Origin of the sequence: Arsenophonus endosymbiont of Aleurodicus dispersus (assembly GCF_900343015.1) — a bacterium.
In the GTDB taxonomy this organism is placed as follows: Bacteria; Pseudomonadota; Gammaproteobacteria; order Enterobacterales; family Enterobacteriaceae; genus Arsenophonus.
Window position 1 is genome coordinate 89,407 of the sequence record NZ_LR025108.1, and the last position, 17,090, is coordinate 106,496.

11 protein-coding genes, 2 tRNA genes and 3 pseudogenes are annotated in these 17,090 nt (G+C 33.5%); 1 reads left to right on the forward strand and 15 read right to left on the reverse strand.

Annotated elements, in window-relative coordinates; all coding sequences use genetic code 11:
- Positions 1-39 precede the first annotated feature (39 nt).
- From rpsO to rplU, 15 genes and pseudogenes are all read right to left on the reverse strand, one after another.
- A complete protein-coding gene (gene rpsO, locus WBAF_RS00280) occupies positions 40-309 on the reverse strand; it encodes a 30S ribosomal protein S15 (protein WP_121463116.1) in 270 nt (89 codons plus the stop codon).
- A 132-nt stretch (positions 310-441) separates the two neighbouring features.
- The gene (truB, locus tag WBAF_RS00285) at positions 442-1,374 is read right to left on the reverse strand and encodes a tRNA pseudouridine(55) synthase TruB (protein ID WP_121463117.1); all 933 of its coding nucleotides are present in this window, start codon (positions 1,372-1,374) and stop codon (positions 442-444) included.
- Positions 1,374-1,790 (reverse strand): 30S ribosome-binding factor RbfA, encoded by a 417-nt coding sequence (rbfA, locus tag WBAF_RS00290; protein ID WP_121463118.1) that lies wholly within the window; start codon positions 1,788-1,790, stop codon positions 1,374-1,376. The genes truB and rbfA overlap by 1 nt, the downstream gene beginning before the upstream one ends.
- 254 nt (positions 1,791-2,044) lie before the next feature.
- Positions 2,045-4,659: pseudogene (gene infB, locus WBAF_RS00295) on the reverse strand (translation initiation factor IF-2).
- A 21-nt stretch (positions 4,660-4,680) separates the two neighbouring features.
- Positions 4,681-6,195, reverse strand: a complete 1,515-nt coding sequence (gene nusA, locus WBAF_RS00300) for a transcription termination factor NusA (protein ID WP_121463119.1) — start codon at positions 6,193-6,195, stop codon at positions 4,681-4,683.
- A gap of 450 nt (positions 6,196-6,645) precedes the next feature.
- A tRNA-Met gene (locus WBAF_RS00305) sits at positions 6,646-6,722 on the reverse strand.
- Between the two features lie 59 nt (positions 6,723-6,781).
- Positions 6,782-6,871: transfer RNA gene (locus WBAF_RS00310), tRNA-Leu, on the reverse strand.
- Positions 6,872-6,925: 54 nt separating this feature from the next.
- Positions 6,926-7,249, reverse strand: a complete 324-nt coding sequence (gene secG, locus WBAF_RS00315) for a preprotein translocase subunit SecG (RefSeq protein WP_121463120.1) — start codon at positions 7,247-7,249, stop codon at positions 6,926-6,928.
- 152 nt (positions 7,250-7,401) lie between these two features.
- Positions 7,402-7,994: pseudogene (locus WBAF_RS00320) on the reverse strand (phosphohexomutase domain-containing protein); the annotation flags it as partial.
- Entirely contained in the window at positions 7,990-8,829 is an 840-nt protein-coding gene (folP, locus tag WBAF_RS00325; protein WP_121463121.1) for a dihydropteroate synthase, read from the reverse strand. The pseudogene WBAF_RS00320 and the gene folP, both read right to left, overlap by 5 nt.
- Positions 8,830-8,912: 83 nt before the next feature.
- Entirely contained in the window at positions 8,913-10,856 is a 1,944-nt protein-coding gene (ftsH, locus tag WBAF_RS00330) for an ATP-dependent zinc metalloprotease FtsH (RefSeq protein WP_121463122.1), read from the reverse strand.
- Between the two features lie 1,161 nt (positions 10,857-12,017).
- The gene (gene greA / locus WBAF_RS00335; protein WP_121463123.1) at positions 12,018-12,497 is read right to left on the reverse strand and encodes a transcription elongation factor GreA; all 480 of its coding nucleotides are present in this window, start codon (positions 12,495-12,497) and stop codon (positions 12,018-12,020) included.
- A 1,130-nt stretch (positions 12,498-13,627) separates the two neighbouring features.
- Positions 13,628-14,611, reverse strand: a pseudogene (gene cgtA / locus WBAF_RS00340) (Obg family GTPase CgtA); the annotation flags it as partial.
- Positions 14,612-14,791: 180 nt separating this feature from the next.
- The gene (gene rpmA, locus WBAF_RS00345) at positions 14,792-15,049 is read right to left on the reverse strand and encodes a 50S ribosomal protein L27 (protein WP_121463124.1); all 258 of its coding nucleotides are present in this window, start codon (positions 15,047-15,049) and stop codon (positions 14,792-14,794) included.
- 19 nt (positions 15,050-15,068) lie between these two features.
- A complete protein-coding gene (rplU, locus tag WBAF_RS00350; protein WP_121463125.1) occupies positions 15,069-15,377 on the reverse strand; it encodes a 50S ribosomal protein L21 in 309 nt (102 codons plus the stop codon).
- A 1,132-nt stretch (positions 15,378-16,509) separates the two neighbouring features.
- On the opposite strand from rplU, the gene ppa reads away from it, so the two are divergent.
- Complete coding sequence (ppa, locus tag WBAF_RS00355) at positions 16,510-17,040, forward strand: inorganic diphosphatase (protein WP_121463126.1); 531 nt, start codon at positions 16,510-16,512, stop codon at positions 17,038-17,040.
- Positions 17,041-17,090 lie beyond the last annotated feature (50 nt).

The window sequence follows — 17,090 nt, forward strand, 5'->3', positions numbered from 1 at the left end:
AGGGGCCAGTAGGCCCCTGTTCATTTTAACCCCAAATAATCAGCGACGTAATCCTAAGCAATCAATAAGTGTGGTGTAACGAGCAACATCTTTATACTTCAAATAGTTCAATAGTTTACGACGCTGAGCAACCATACGCAACAGCCCTCGGCGACTGTGATGATCTTTCTTATGTTTAGCAAGATGACATTGCAATGGATTAATTTCTGCAGTCAAAAGAGCAACTTGAACTTCACTAGAACCGGTATCATTTTTATTACGACCATAATCTGCTATAATTTGCGCTTTTTCTTCAGTACTTAGAGACATAAAATAACTCCAATTTTTACACTAAACATAAGAAAAGCCGATCTATAATTTAGCCTTCCTAAACAAATATTAATTCATTCTACGTTTCAATTAATCATAACACAAGATAACATCTAAATACTATTAAACACTTTACACTACTAAACGACGAGGAGCTATTTTATTTTGTTCATCAATCTCAGCAATACCAATAAATTTATGCCTATCACCTTCTGTTACTCTAACTTTATTGCCTTTAGAAAACCTATGATTAATAACAACAACCGCTTGCCCTTTTTTAAAATAAGTGGCAACATTTGATGAAATATTTACTTCAGGAAAATGACTAACTACTTTATCCATTGGTAATAATAAAGAATCTAATTGCGCCTCCAAAGAAGTTATCCGTAGTTCAAATTTCTGCTTAAGCGTATATAATTGCTCTATTGTTACCATACGTTCAATTGGATAACTAGCTACCTGTAAGCGCCTTAGATAAATTACATGGGCACCACAACCCAATATTTCACCTAAATCATCAATAATAGTTCGTATATAAGTCCCTTTAGAACAATGGATCGTTAATTCCAATTCATTATCTTCCCAACGCTCAAATTGTAAACCATAAACAGTAATCGGCCTACCTTCACGCTCAATAGTAACCCCCCGGCGGGCATACTCATAAAGTGGCTTACCACGATATTTAAGCGCGGAATACATAGACGGTACTTGGATTAAATTACCACGAAATTTATCTAATGCCTTATCAAATTGATACTGTGTTATTTCTATTGGACGTTGACAAATTATTTTACCATGCGCATCTGAAGTGTCCGTACGCTGACCTAAACGAGCAATAACACGATAGTGTTTATCTGAATCAAATAAAAATTGTGAAAATTTCGTTGCTTCACCTAAACAAATCGGCAACATACCGGTTGCCAAAGGGTCGAGTGCTCCTGTATGACCAGCTTTTTTAGCATTAAATAAATAACGTACTTTTTGTAAAGCATCATTAGATGAGTATTCTGCTGGTTTATCCAATAACAATACCCCATGAACTTCACGACCAATACGACGCCTCATTACTCACTATCTCTATCATCTTTAGCGTTATGAAAGCTCCTTTCATCATCTCTGACCACGTTGCTAACTAAATTAAACATACGCATACCTTCCACCAAAGAGCTGTCATAAAAAAAAGTTAATTCAGGAACTATACGTAAACGCATGGCTTTACTCAGTAAAAAACGAATATATTTAGCCAGATTGCTATTAAATACTTTAATACCATTTTTAACCATATCTGTTTCGTGTTCTTTTGATGAAATACTTAAAAAAGTTACAAAAACTTTAGAATAAGCCAAATCACTAGAAACTTCTACCCCTGAAATAGTAGCCATTTTAACACGCGGATCTTTAATTTTTTGATGAAGAATAATCGAGATCTCTTTTTTTATTTCTTGGGCAACACGATGAACACGACAAAATTCTCTTGCCATTATTATATTTCCTCACGTGGTAAAACCAAAATATAATGACCATATAATTATTATATAAAAAAATAAAACTAAATACTTATATGTATTTTATTTTTATATAGAAAAAATCATAAAGATGATTTATCATAATAAAATTAATATAATCACAAGAATCGATAACCAATAAACCTAATATAAATAGTTATCTATAACTATTTAACTAAAACTCCATAACTGATATTATAGCATTGCAACAAGTATCAATAAAGTAGGTATTAATTATCAATTGAACGTTTCACTTCAATGACTTCAAATACTTCTATCATATCACCAACACGTACATCGTTGTAATTCTTAACACCAATGCCACACTCAATACCATTACGTACTTCGTTGACATCATCTTTAAAACGACGTAATGATTCCAATTCACCTTCATAAATAACCACATTATCCCGCAATACTCTGATAAGGTTATTACGCTTAATTACGCCTTCAACAACCATACAACCAGCAATGGCTCCAAACTTAGGTGATTTAAATACATCACGAACTTCCGCTAATCCGATAATTTGCTGTTTATATTCAGGAGCTAACATACCACTCATCACCTGTTTAATCTCATCAATAAGACTATAAATTACCGAATAATAGCGTATATCTATATTTTCGTTTTCAATAGTGCGTCTTGCCGTAGCATCAGCGCGGACATTAAACCCAATAATAATCGCATTAGAAGCTGCAGCTAATATAACATCTGTTTCTGTAATACCACCGACACCTGAACCAATAATTTTTACTTTAACTTCATCAGTGGATAATTTTTGTAATGAATCAGTAATAGCTTCACAGCTACCTTGTACATCAGTTTTTAATACAATATTAAACTCAGAAATCTTACCATCTTCCATATTAGCAACCATATTTTCTAGTTTTGATTTCTGCTGACGGGCTAATCTTACTTCTCGAAATTTACCTTGACGATAAAGGGCAACCTCTCGTGCTTTCTTTTCATCACGGACAACAGTTACTTCCTCACCGGTTGAGGGTACATTTGACAACCCCAAAATTTCAACCGGAATTGATGGCCTAGCAGATTGAATATCTTCACCTAATTCATTACGCATTGCACGAATACGGCCATATTCAAAACCACATAGTATTATGTCACCTTTATTAAGGGTGCCTTCCTGAACTAAAATCGTCGCAACAGAACCACGACCTTTATCCAAATAAGACTCAATAACAACACCACGTGCCATACCAGTACAAACTGCTTTCAGTTCTAATACTTCAGCTTGCAATAAGATTGCTTCTAATAATTCATTAATACCTATCCCTTTTTTAGCAGATACATTGATAAATTGATTTTCACCACCCCACTCTTCAGCTGTAATACTATATTGCAACAGCTCATTTTTCACGCTATCAGCATCAGCTTCGTGTTTATCAATTTTATTAACTGCAACGATCACAGGAACATTAGCGGCCTTAGCATGCTGAATAGCTTCTATAGTCTGAGGCATCACACCATCGTCAGCGGCAACTACTAAAACAACAATATCCGTTACTTTAGCACCACGCGCACGCATTGAAGTAAATGCGGCATGTCCTGGTGTATCTAAAAAGGTAATCATACCTTTATCTGTTTCAACATTATAAGCACCAATATGCTGCGTGATGCCACCAGCTTCATCCAATGCAATTTTAGTTGAACGAATATAGTCCAGTAATGAAGTTTTCCCATGATCAACATGCCCCATCATCGTTACGACGGGCGCTCTAGATTCTGCAATTGCTTCACCTGTATCACGATCATTGAAAATCTCTTCTTCCAGCTCATTTTCCCGCAGCAAAATAACTTTATGCCCCATCTCTTCTGCCACCAGCTGCGCTGTTTCTTGATCAAGAACCTGATTTATGGTAACCATCACACCCATTTTCATCATAGTCTTAATAACATGAGAGCTTTTGACGGCCATCTTATTAGCTAATTCAACAACCGATATAGTTTCACCAATTACAACATCACGATTAATAATCGTAACCGGTTTTGTGAACCTTTGATGTAATAAACTAGTTTTTTTATTTTTACCTTTAGTTTTCTTCGTACGGCCAACCGAGCGCTCTTCTTCGCGATCAGCTTTCTCAGAATGTTTATTATTTTTTTTCTTACGAGTAGCCTTACCGCCTCGATTTCGAGCGCGACGCTCTTCTTCTTGTGCATCATTTTCCTCTTCTGCTTCAGGAGCATGACGATAAGTTATTAGAGATCATCTAGATTATCTTTCACTTCATCACGACCACTCCACAGCAGAAAGTTTTCTTCTGCCATACGACGAGTTTCTTCAGCAACAAGCTGAGCTTCAGCTTCGACCTTACGTTGCATCTCTTCTTCAGCTTTACGTTTAATCTCTGCTGCTTCAGCTTCACGAAGCTTTTTTTCCGCATAAGCAGTCAAATCTTTATTAGATTTAGCTATTTTTTGATTATTTCTACTTAGTTTCACGTTCTTTTTTTCCGCTACTTCGCGCTTTATTTGCTCTTTAACTTCATGCTTAACTTGCTCTTCAGCTTTTACCTTTTCCAAGGCATTGCAATCAATATATGTTTGCCTTTTACGTACTTCAATCTTAACTGATTTACTTTTACCTCCAGGACTAGGAACACTTAATGTGCTGCGAATTTTTCGCTGTAGTGTTAATTTACCATTTTGGTTACCTATTGTCCTATCTTCACGATTTAAGTATGCCAGTAAAATTTCTTTCTCATTTTGAGTAACAGCATCCTTTTTAGTTTTCTTTATTCCAGCATCAGCTAATTGCTGTACCAAACATTCAACTGAAGTTTTAATCTCTGCTGCCAATAATTTTATAGTTTCATCTACCATTCTGTTCATTCCTGCTCCAAATTATTTTGGATCTTTACCAAACCAGCAAATATTGCGCGCCGCCATAATAATTTTACCAGCCTCTTCATCATTCAGACCTTCTTCAATATATTTCAGATCGGCGATTCCCTGTTCAGCAAGCGCTTCCAATGTAAAAATACCATGAGAAGCTAAATTAATAGCTAAAACATAATTCATACTTGGTAATCTTAATAGATCTTCAATTAGTTTATTATCAGACATACTCTCTTTTTGAACCAATTCTAATGTCGTCAGCGCGGCTTTTGCTCTTTCACGTAAAACTCTAATTGTTGTCTCATCAAGATCTAGAATTTCTAATAGTTCGTTGATTGGTACATAAGCTAATTCTTCTAATGTAGAAACCCCTTCTTCAACGAGAGCAGTAGCTAATTCTTCATCAACATCAAGATACTTAACAAAAAAATTAATAGATGCATGTGCCTCTGCTTTATGTTTAGCTTCAAGTTCTTCTTCAGTCATAACATTCAATTCCCATCTATCATCTCCACGATGCTTTTTTAGTAACTGAGAAGCTAAGCGAACATTTTGTCCATTACGACCAATTGCCTGAGCTAAATTATTACTTTCAACGGCAACATCTATCGTACATTTATCTTCATCAACGACAATAGAAGCAACATCAGCTGGCGCCATAGCATTAATCACAAATTGTGCCGGATTATTATCCCACAAAATAATATCAATACGCTCACCATCAAGTTCGCTTGATACTGCTTGCACTCTTGCGCCCCGCATCCCAACACAGGCACCTATTGGATCAATACGTTTATCATTAGTTTTTACAGCAATTTTTGCCCGCAATCCTGGGTCACGAGCGGCGGCTTTAATTTCAATAATTTCTTCACCAATTTCAGGTACTTCTATGCGAAATAATTCCACTAACATTTTTGGCCGAGAACGGCTAACAAATAGCTGAGCGCCACGCGCTTCAGGGCGTATATCGTACAATACACCACGCACACGATCACCTGATCTAAAGTTTTCCCGTGGTAACATATCTTCACGCAAAATTACCGCTTCAGCATTATTACCTAAATCCAAAGTAATGTTTTCACGATTAACTTTTTTTACTACCCCAGTAATAATTTCACCTTGCTGTTCACGAAATTGCTCAACAACAATTGCTCTCTCAGCTTCACGTACCTTTTGAACAATAACCTGTTTTGCAGTTTGCGTTGTAATGCGATCAAACGTAACAGACTCTATTTGATCATATACATAATCACCTAATTTGATCTCTAAATCTTCAAATTTAGCTGCATCTAAAGTAATTTCAAGGGTTGGATGCTTGACTTCTTCAACCACCAACCAACGCCGAAATGTATCAAAATCTCCTATTTTACGATCAATATCAACATGAACATCAATCTCTTGTTCGTATTTTTTCTTAGTAGCTGTTGCTAATGCAATTTCAAGCGCCTCAAAGATTTTTTCGCGAGGAAGCGATTTTTCATTAGAAACAGCTTCCACAACAGCCAAAATTTCTTTATTCATTCTAGTTGACTCATTAAACTTTATTAAAAGTGGGGTACTAGATTAGCTTTCTATATGTTTTGTAGTTAAAACACTTTATTCTTGCCATCCACAGTAACCATTATCATTTCGTCATCAATAACTTATTGCCATTTACGACGTTTCTGAATTGCAATTATTAATATTCAATTCACTTATTTACCCATAAATATATGATACTGTGCAACAGTAAAGAGGGACGTCCTGATGACAGAAATCATCGATATTAATTTTTACTCTAACATGGACAAACCCCAAGACATAAAAAAAGAACTGAAAAAAAATAATTATTTTAAAATAACAAAAAACCCCGAAACTCGGGGCTTTATGCAACTGGACCCTAACACCTACACTAGGTTTAATCCCTAACTAAGTGCTTCTCCAAAATAAAATAATCTAATAAAAAGCTGAAATAGATCATGTGATAAGAAATGGTTGCGGGAGCCGGATTTGAACCAACGACCTTCGGGTTATGAGCCCAACGAGCTACCTGCCTGCTCCATCCCGCGCTAGTAAATTACGCAAATTTTACGCTGATAATATGCTAAATGCAAGTTACCATTTAAAATGGTGCCGAGAACGGGACTTGAACCCGTATGCCCATTTTATAGGCACTACCACCTCAAGGTAGCGTGTATCCCGGTTTCACCACCTCGGCAACCCAGTAAGGTAATTTTTAATAAAATTGTTCAATACATAAAATGTAGTTTAATTAATGAGGAACATCACTTGTTGGTACTACAGGTACTGTAGACAATACAGCTGGTTTATCAACTAGTTCACCAATATTTTCCAATTTACTTCCAGTCACACTTTTATTAGCGGTTAAATTACCTAAAATTAAACTAATAACAAAGAATAATGTTGCAATAATTGCCGTAATGCGTGCTATAAAATCACCTGATACTGACGATCTAAATGAAGCCACCAGACCAAGTGAAGATCCCATATCAGCACATTTACCATGCTGCAGCATGACCATACCAATCAACGCAATTGAAACTAATAAAAAAATAAATAAAAGGAATATGTACATAGCTAACTACCTTCAATTTACTAATAGCTTCTTTAAGAAGCAATTATAAATACTAACTAAACCTTACATGACAAGCAAGATTATTTTTATCTCATTGTATTTTTTTACAGGGTAAACGCAAAAAAATTGCGCCCAGAAAATTACTAAAAAAAAGTGCTAACAACACCACCGTATAATTTACCTTGTTGAAGTGCATCACGTGCAATAATATATTTTATCGCCATCTATTATATTACCACACAGAGCAACGTTAGTAGCTCCACAACACTGATTAATATTGGGTTACATCTAATTTTGATAAATTACGCATCAAGCTAAGTTAAAACATTAGCTGCAATATAATAATTAATTAGCACAATCTAAAACTATTTTTACTCTATATAACAACCAGCAGCATCAACAATACTAATCTATCGGCCTAATCAGCCGAATCAACACAAGTAAGTTGGTTTTACATCTCAACTTCTATTGCTTCTTATACATTACAAACTAACTTAGCTCCATCAATTGAAAAGAATTTCATACCATTATCATAATAGAGATTATGGTAAGCAGAAATAACAATACCAGCCTCCGTACGCTCCAACATATAAACTGAAATACGTGTATCTTTACCTATGATTATTTTACGAGAACCATGCCGTGCTAAAACCTTACAAGCTGCCCAACACAATTTAAAAACAAAATAATGAGTAATTGGGCCTAATACCATCACATCCGTACCAAAATATTGGCGCTTACTAATAATCATATTTTTCCAAAAGTATTTCTTTAATAATCTTCACAGCCTGTACAGTTTCTTTTACATCATGAGCACGAATAATATGTGCTCCCTGCATAGCTGCAATAACTGCGCATGCAATACTGCCAATAAGCCGTTCCTCTAGTGGTACATCTAATAATTCACCAATCATAGATTTACGCGACATACCAACTAGTAGTGGCATTCCTAGAGCATGAAATTCATTTAATTTAGCTAATAATTGATAATTATGTGCTAAGTTTTTACCAAAACCAAAACCTGGATCAATAATCAAACGATTTTTCGCAATACCTACTGCTTCACAACGTTTAATTTCATCTAATAAACACTGTTTTACTTCCGCAACTACATTTTTATAATATGGTATTTGTTGCATTGTCTTAGGTTGACCTAACATATGCATAATGCATATTGGTAACCCTGTTTCAGCTGCAGCCTCTAATGCACCAGGTTCATGTAAAGACCGAACATCATTAATAATATTAGCACCTACTCTAGCGGCTTCTTCCATGACAACAGCTTTAGATGTATTAACAGAAACCCAAACATCAAAACGGTCAGTTACTGCTTCAATTATTGGGATAACCCGATCTAGTTCTTGCTGTAGACTGACTTCACTAGCACCAGGACGAGTTGATTCACCACCAATATCAATAATTGCCACACCATAGTTAACTAGATTAGTTGCATGTTTTAGCGCATAGTTATAATCGTTGTATACACCGCCATCCGAAAAAGAGTCTGGAGTAATATTTAATATTCCCATAACAACAGGACAGTTAAGATCAAGATCTATTTTTCTGGCAGAAATTTTCATAATCACCCTATTCAAACAACCAAAACCAAAAATTTTAAACATTTATTCATTTCAAATAGAAAACAAAAGATAATTAATAATAATTAATGATTATCTGTATTAATACTATTATCATTTTCATGCATGCTCTCCTTACCATGAGGAGCAGCAATATTCTTTTCTGGCTCTACTTGTATGGAGGATGTAATAGTAGAATTACTATCATTATCATCCCAACCAGCTGGAGCTCTAACTGGACGGCGATTCATCAAATCATCAATTTGAGGGGCATCAATAGTTTCATATTTTATTAATGCATCCTTCATAGCATGCAGAATATCCATGTGATTATTCAATATCTGACGAGCTCGTTGATAATTACGATCAATAATTGCCTTCATCTCTTCATCAATTGCTCGCGCAGTTTCATCTGACATATGGTTAGCTTTAGCAACAGAACGTCCTAGAAAAACCTCACCTTCTTCCTCAGCATAGAGTAATGGACCTAATTTATCAGAAAACCCCCATTGCGTCACCATATTACGAGCAAGATTAGTTGCTACTTTAATATCATTTGACGCACCAGTAGACACCTTTTCTAAACCGTAAATAATTTCTTCTGCTAACCTACCACCGTAAAGCGTAGAAATTTGACTTTCTAGCTTTTGACGACTATAACTAATTTGATCACCTTCTGGCAAGAAGAATGTTACACCTAACGCACGCCCACGCGGAATAATAGTTACTTTATGAACAGGATCATGCTCTGGAACAATACGTCCTATAATGGCATGGCCAGCCTCATGATAAGCAGTAGATTCTTTTTGTTCTTCTGTCATAACCATAGATCGACGTTCAGCACCCATCATAATCTTGTCTTTTGCCTTTTCAAATTCCACCATGGTAACAACCAGCTTATTTCCCCGCGCCGCAAAAAGAGAGGCTTCATTAACTAAATTAGCTAAATCAGCACCAGAAAAACCAGGGGTGCCTCGTGCTAATACTGAAGCATCAACGCTAGAATCTAAAGGTACACGGCACATATGAACTTTCAAAATTTGCTCACGACCACGTACATCAGGTAACCCAACAATAACCTGCCGATCAAAACGTCCAGGACGCAATAATGCTGGATCTAACACATCGGGACGGTTGGTAGCTGCAATAACAATAATCCCTTCATTCCCTTCAAATCCATCCATCTCTACCAACATTTGGTTAAGAGTTTGTTCACGTTCATCGTGACCTCCTCCTAACCCTGCACCACGTTGACGGCCAACAGCATCTATTTCGTCAATAAATATGATACAAGGAGCTGCTTTCTTTGCTTGTTCAAACATATCTCTAACTCGAGAAGCACCAACACCAACGAACATTTCTACAAAATCTGAACCAGAGATAGTAAGAAAAGGAACTTTTGCTTCACCGGAAATCGCTTTTGCCAATAAAGTTTTACCAGTTCCAGGTGGTCCTACCATCAAAATTCCCTTAGGAATTTTACCACCTAATTTTTGAAAACGTCCCGGTTCACGTAAATATTCAATTAGTTCACCAACTTCTGATTTAGCTTCATCACAACCTGCAACATCAGTAAAAGTTGTTTTTATTTGATCTTCTGTTAGCATTCGTGCCTTACTCTTACCAAAGGACATAGCACCTTTGCCACCTCCTCCTTGCATCTGACGCATAAAAAATATCCAAACTCCAATCAGTAATAACATTGGAAACCAGGAAATAAAAATTGTTGTTAAGAAACTTTGCTCTTTAGGTGGTTCACCAATAATAGTGACATTTCTTTCAAGCAAGGTATCCAACAATCTTGGATCTTCTCTCACAGGAATATAAGTTGTATAACAACTGTTATCCATTTTCTTAACACTAATTTCACGATCAGAAATACGCACTTCACGTATATGATCCTGAGTTAACTCATTCATAAAAGTAGAATAATCCACCCTGCGACTATTCGAATCGCTAGGACCAAAACTCTGAAATAAAGTCATTAAGACTACCGCAATGACTACCCAGAGAATCAGGTTTTTCGCCATGTCACTCAAAGGAGTAACCTCTTCATTACAACTATGTTAAATAAACAACGTACAGGTCACTATATTTTGCTTCCTGTCGCTACAATGTTAACTTCACATGAACGTGAAGTATATAGGTTACAAATTTTAACTTAATGTAGAGTAAATATCCTTTAAATATTCATCAAAGCCTTCTCCCTGAAATACTTTAATAATAAAACTTTCCTAGGAACCCTATACATCACGACACATATCTAATCCTAGCTCAACCAGCTAAATAAATCGATAAATATCAACCAGAGGTATAACACTCATATTAAGATCTATATACTATATAATAACCTGGACTTTTTTATCACCCACTCGGTTATGTAATGCCCTTAATATCTACTCATCATGAAAATCTTTTGGGAATAAATTAACCCCAGCGATATAATTCAAGTAAAAAATTAAATACAGTAACTAGCCATGTCTGACTTAATATGATTGCTGTATATTGAAACTAACCACTTGAAGCTGTAAAAATAAACTCTAGTCATACCAAGTTTAAATATTTTATCATTCTGCTAGGTCGCATCTAATTAAAACCATGCACGTGATAGAATACTTTTTTCTACTTAAATAACATATTTATTAATAAAATGTTCCTGCAATTAACGACCAGACCAGAGCTTGTCAAACGCTTTTTATTAGCTATTAGTTTCCAACTATTAAAGTAACAACTTGATTTGCCATTTTTTAGATAAAAATTACATAATGCACGGTGATAACCAAAAGATAGCGGTAGAATCTACCGTTTTCAATCCCACTAAAGCAAAAAATAATGATTTTTAATAAAAATTAAATACAATGTCTAAAAAGACATACCGTAATCTAAATTCTTATCCAATAATAGATAACAATGGGTTAACTGAAGGTATTTTAGCTGAAATTAAACAATCATGATTATATAATGAACTGATTATAATTAATAATAGCGAGAGAAGATCGCGTGAGTATTCTATTTAAAATAGATGCTATCAATGTGTAAAGTGTTTGTAACATTTTTATTTTACCCCGTCGTAAAATAGCAAGATCATTTACCTAAATTAGTTTTTTATATTAATACAATTAAAAAGGTTATTTTGACCTTTTTACTTTAAAAGTAACTTTTAAAAAGAACACTTAAAAATAAAATGAAAATCAAATATATTCTACTTTTAAAATTTTATATTCAACTTCACCACTGGGGGTGGGGATAACTACTGCAACATTATCCATAGTCCTACCGATCAAACCTCGAGCTATTGGTGAATTAATAGAAATGAGATTTTCTTTGATATCAGCTTCATCATCACCAACAATACGATAAACTTGATTATCGTTTGTTGTGATATTAAATAGAGTAACTGTTGCCCCAAATATTATACGACCTTCATTTTTTATTTTTTTTATATCAATAACTTGTGCATGAGACAATTTTATTTCAATATCTTGGATACGCCCTTCGCAAAACCCTTGCTGCTCACGCGCAGCATGATATTCTGCATTTTCTTTTAAATCACGATGTTCACGGGCTTCTGCAATAGCTGAAATAATTTCAGGACGGCGAATATTTTTTAAATATTCTAACTCTTTGCGCAACTTTTCTGCGCCACGTACCGTCATTGGAATCTGTTTCATTAATAAATGCCTCTCATTCTTTCCTAAATTAAATATCTACCTAATTTTTCTGTTATTAAAGCAAATTAGTACTTATGATAAAACCAAATTCTACGCAAACAAAAAAGGGGATGAACCTTATTAACTATTAATTTACCACTTTATTATTTTATCATTTAATTAACCGTGCTAATTAATGCACACCTAATACTAATTAACTGTTTACTTTTTTCTGCATAAAATTTTAGTATGTATACTTTTATATACAGCACTTATGGCTTTTAAAAAAATTAGAAGACCATATTAGTTATTTAACCTATTTTTAATATTCAATCGAACGATATCAGCGAAAATTAAAACTAGATTAATTATCTACTAAAAAGCATAAATATAGCTTTTATAGCACATAAAGTTGATATACCACTGATTGATTACCATATAGTATAATAAATAATACTAACTTCAAGTACTTAAAAAGTATTACATAGATAGCGATTATTAATTAATCAACAATTTATAAACTGAAGAAAAAATTATCTGGCATAATTTTAAAGGTAATTTAGTTACATGCTTCACTAGCGATCTAACCTTAACACACCAACTAATTTGCAACATAGTAAATTAAAGTAACTTAGTATTGAATAAGTTGAAGGCAATTTAATCATCGAAATATTAACCTTTTATATGGTAGTCATAAATCTAGTAATATTGCTTACATTCATAATCTAACTTTTTTTTACCCTATTGTTTAGTCAAGTTATTACCATAACAAAAAATTTAAATTAGAGCTGTCTCGTAAAAATTGAATTACACCGACAGCTATGATATATATTTTGTAATCTATTGCTAAAAACATAACAGTAAACTAAAATTTATCCCACTAGCTAGCTGGTTATGATAAATGGCTTGAATAATATAGCCGTTAATAATAAAATATTAGCTAAAATGATATAATAATTGCTGTCTTCCGCTAATCCATTTTTAAGTACATACAGATAAGAATACTTATCGTAATTACTAATAAAAAAAATATTTAGTCAGTAAAAACTAAAAAATAATTTATATTAATAAATAACCTATTATAAATAAAAATCATAATATTAATTATGATTATCTAGATCAACTTTATGATCAAATTATTGTTATTTTTAATAATCATCCCATATAAATTTAGCTTTATCTGCTCCCGTGCTATCTACCAATATATTTTGAGGATGAACTTGTATAAACTTCATAATATCCCAACAAAGTGACTTAACACCTAGCTTATTTACCTGAGAAATCTGATAATACTTGTCTTGCCATTTTAATGCTTCAATAATGGCTTTTACACGGTTGTTAGCCTCTTCATAGGTCAAAAGATCAAATTTATTAAAAACTAACCAACGCGTTTTTTTTGCTAATTTTTCACTGTATTTTTTAAGTTCATTATCAATTATTTTGACATTCTGGACTGGATCAGAACCATCAATAGGAAAAATATCAATAAGATGCAGAAGTATCGTGCAACGTTCTAAATGCTTTAAAAAACGAATGCCAAGACCTGTTCCTTTTGCCGCTCCCTTAATTAATCCAGGAATATCTGCAATAACAAATTTTTGCTTACTATCAATGCGTACTACGCCCAAACTAGGCACCAAAGTAGTAAATGGATAATCAGCAACTTTAGGCTTAGCCTCCGATACTAAGCGAATGAAAGTTGATTTACCTGCATTAGGCATGCCTAGCATGCCTACATCAGCAAGTAATATCAATTGAAGTATTAATACTCTTGTTTTTCCTTTTGTTCCTATAGTTTTTTGAAGAGGAGCACGGTTAACTGATGATTTAAATCTGGTATTACCTAAACCATGAAATCCACCCTTTGCAACCATTAAAATCTGCCCGTGACATGTCATATCCCCAATGATTGTACTGGTTGAAAAATCACGTATCCTAGTACCCACCGGTACTTTAATGGTGTTATTTTTACCACGTTTACCAGTACAATTGTCACTTTTACCATTATGTCCTCGTTCAGATTGGAAAATTGTTTTAAATCGAAAGTCAATCAATGTATTAATATTTTCATCAGCCAATAGATAAACATCTCCCCCATCTCCCCCATCTCCCCCATCAGGACCACCCTTAGAAATATATTTTTAACGGCGGAAGCTAACGCAGCCATTGCCGCCATCTCCAGCTATAACTAATATTTTAGCTTCATCAACAAATTTCATTATCTTTTCTCCGCAGACTAAGCATTATATGCTAATATATAAAAAGCCCTACAATTTTGCAGGGCTTTTAAAATGCTTTTAAAAGATCAATAAAACTTATTCAGCTTGTATACTGATATATTTACGATTTTTTAGTCCTTTAATTTTAAATTTAACTTTTCCGTCAACCAATGCAAATAGAGTATAATCACGACCGCAACCAACATTGCTACCAGCATGGAATATAGTGCCACGCTGACGAGCAAGAATGCTACCTGCCAACACAGATTCACCACAAAAACGTTTTACACCTAGGCGTTTTGACTCAGAATCGCGACCGTTACGAGTTGAGCCACCAGCCTTTTTATGTGCCATAAATCTGCTCCCTTAATTATTAAGCAATACTAGTTATTTTAACATCAGTAAACCACTGACGGTGACCCTGTTGTTTGCGGCTATGTTTACGGCGCCGAAATTTAACAATTTTAATTTTCTTACAGCGACCATGCGCAATAACTTCAGCTTTCACTTTTCTTTCTTCAACGACAAAAGCACCGATTTTAATATCATCGCCATCGGCAATCATCAATACTTGATCGAACTGAATAATCGCACCTGTTGCAATGTCTAACTTTTCCAGTCGAACTATCTGACCTTCGCTGACTAGGTGTTGTTTACCACCACTTTGGAAAACAGCATACATATAAACTCCGCTTAACACACTCCCTTAGAACATTTAATTTCATAGTGCATTATTATAAATATTCATAATAATGCGCTAATTATAAGCAAAAAGGCAGCGGAGAACAAGTATAGAATTAAATATAATATAAATTTAAGTAAATTTATCACATAATGGTTAATTTGTCATTAATTTTATTGTGCAATTATATATGTATTAACAGCACAAAATAGCTTGATTCAATATTATGTTTAGGTACAACCTAATTTATAAAATAAATTGAGAATTAATCATTAATAGCAATCGTATCAGGTGCAAATAAATAGTTCATTATTTAGATATAGGTAAATAACTAATAAATAATTTTTATTATTATTTTTATAGCACTATGGCTAAAACTCCTGTTAAAATTAACATTGCTACAGAATATTATTTCACTTAACCTTTTGAAAAAATTAATTTATAAAGGCTGTGATCAAAGAAAAAATTTCGCGCTTAAAGTGTAATCGTTATAGCACTTCATAGGAAAAGGGTTGAAAATATAACCCAGTAAAAATTTTCTATAATTATGACTGAGTTTGATGAAATACGTAACAGTAATTATAAAATAGTAATAATTTATTACCTACAGGATGATTAGCACTAATCAGTAAAAAAAATAAAATATTAATTTTTTGCTAATTTAGCTAAACAGTATACACATACATAACAAAATTTATTGCTATTTGATATAATAAGTTAAAGCTTAGTTCTCTGGTAGTATATTTTTACCTAAATTTACTAAAAGGTAATGTTTATATTTATCCAAATAAAATACATTTCCTAAATGGAAACCAATCACCTTTTTAGGTGAACATGCTAAAAGTAAAGCAATTTATGGTACTAATCAGATTTTATCTATATAACAGAAAAACTATATCAATATTTACCTTTCTTCGTTAGAAGAAAATATTTAGTAGAGAACAAAAAAATATTTATGCTGAAATTTTCAGTCAGTAAATAAACCTCATATCATATGCAATAAAAGCAAATAATCTAGCCTTTATTGTTAAACTTATTTTTATAAAAAAATACGATCAAATAGTAATTTTTTTTTCTTTTATGGTTATAATAATAACTAATTAATTTTTAGCTTTTAATAAAGGACATTTTTATGAGCCTAAAGAATATACCTGCCGGTGAAAAACTACCGGAGGATATCTATGTTATTATAGAAATTACCGCGAATACAAATCCAATAAAATATGAAGTAGATAAAAAATATGGAGCAATTTTTGTCGATCGTTTTATGTCTACTACTATGGTTTATCCCTGCAATTATGGGTATATCAATCATACTCTATCCTTAGATGGCGATCCCGTTGATGTTTTAGTTCCAACACCTTATCCATTACAAACAGGAACTGTAATACGTTGTTGTCCAATCGGTGTATTAAAAATGAAAGATGAATCTGGTGAAGATTCAAAATTAGTAGCAGTACCTCATTCTAAATTAACTAAAGAATATGATCATATTAAAGATATTAATGACTTTCCTAAATTATTACTCGCTCAAATTAAATACTTTTTTGAACACTATAAAGATTTAGAACAAGGAAAATGGGTAAAAGTAGAAGGATGGGAAAATATTGACGCAGCAAAAAACGAAATTATTTCTTCTTTTGAACGCGCTGTTAAAAAATAACTATTATATTGTTCCAATCTGAAAATTTCTATCATAGAATATGATGAGTT

Excerpts from the sequence above, each read along its gene's own strand:
- secG (WP_121463120.1), bottom strand. The coding sequence starts at position 7,249 with ATGTACATATTCCTTTTATTTATTTTTTTATTAGTTTCAATTGCGTTG.
- ftsH (WP_121463122.1), bottom strand. The coding sequence starts at position 10,856 with ATGGCGAAAAACCTGATTCTCTGGGTAGTCATTGCGGTAGTCTTAATG.
- ppa (WP_121463126.1), top strand. The coding sequence starts at position 16,510 with ATGAGCCTAAAGAATATACCTGCCGGTGAAAAACTACCGGAGGATATC.
- rpsO (WP_121463116.1), bottom strand. The coding sequence starts at position 309 with ATGTCTCTAAGTACTGAAGAAAAAGCGCAAATTATAGCAGATTATGGT.
- rplU (WP_121463125.1), bottom strand. The coding sequence starts at position 15,377 with ATGTATGCTGTTTTCCAAAGTGGTGGTAAACAACACCTAGTCAGCGAA.
- greA (WP_121463123.1), bottom strand. The coding sequence starts at position 12,497 with ATGAAACAGATTCCAATGACGGTACGTGGCGCAGAAAAGTTGCGCAAA.
- nusA (WP_121463119.1), bottom strand. The coding sequence starts at position 6,195 with ATGAATAAAGAAATTTTGGCTGTTGTGGAAGCTGTTTCTAATGAAAAA.
- truB (WP_121463117.1), bottom strand. The coding sequence starts at position 1,374 with ATGAGGCGTCGTATTGGTCGTGAAGTTCATGGGGTATTGTTATTGGAT.
- rbfA (WP_121463118.1), bottom strand. The coding sequence starts at position 1,790 with ATGGCAAGAGAATTTTGTCGTGTTCATCGTGTTGCCCAAGAAATAAAA.
- rpmA (WP_121463124.1), bottom strand. The coding sequence starts at position 15,049 with ATGGCACATAAAAAGGCTGGTGGCTCAACTCGTAACGGTCGCGATTCT.
- folP (WP_121463121.1), bottom strand. The coding sequence starts at position 8,829 with ATGAAAATTTCTGCCAGAAAAATAGATCTTGATCTTAACTGTCCTGTT.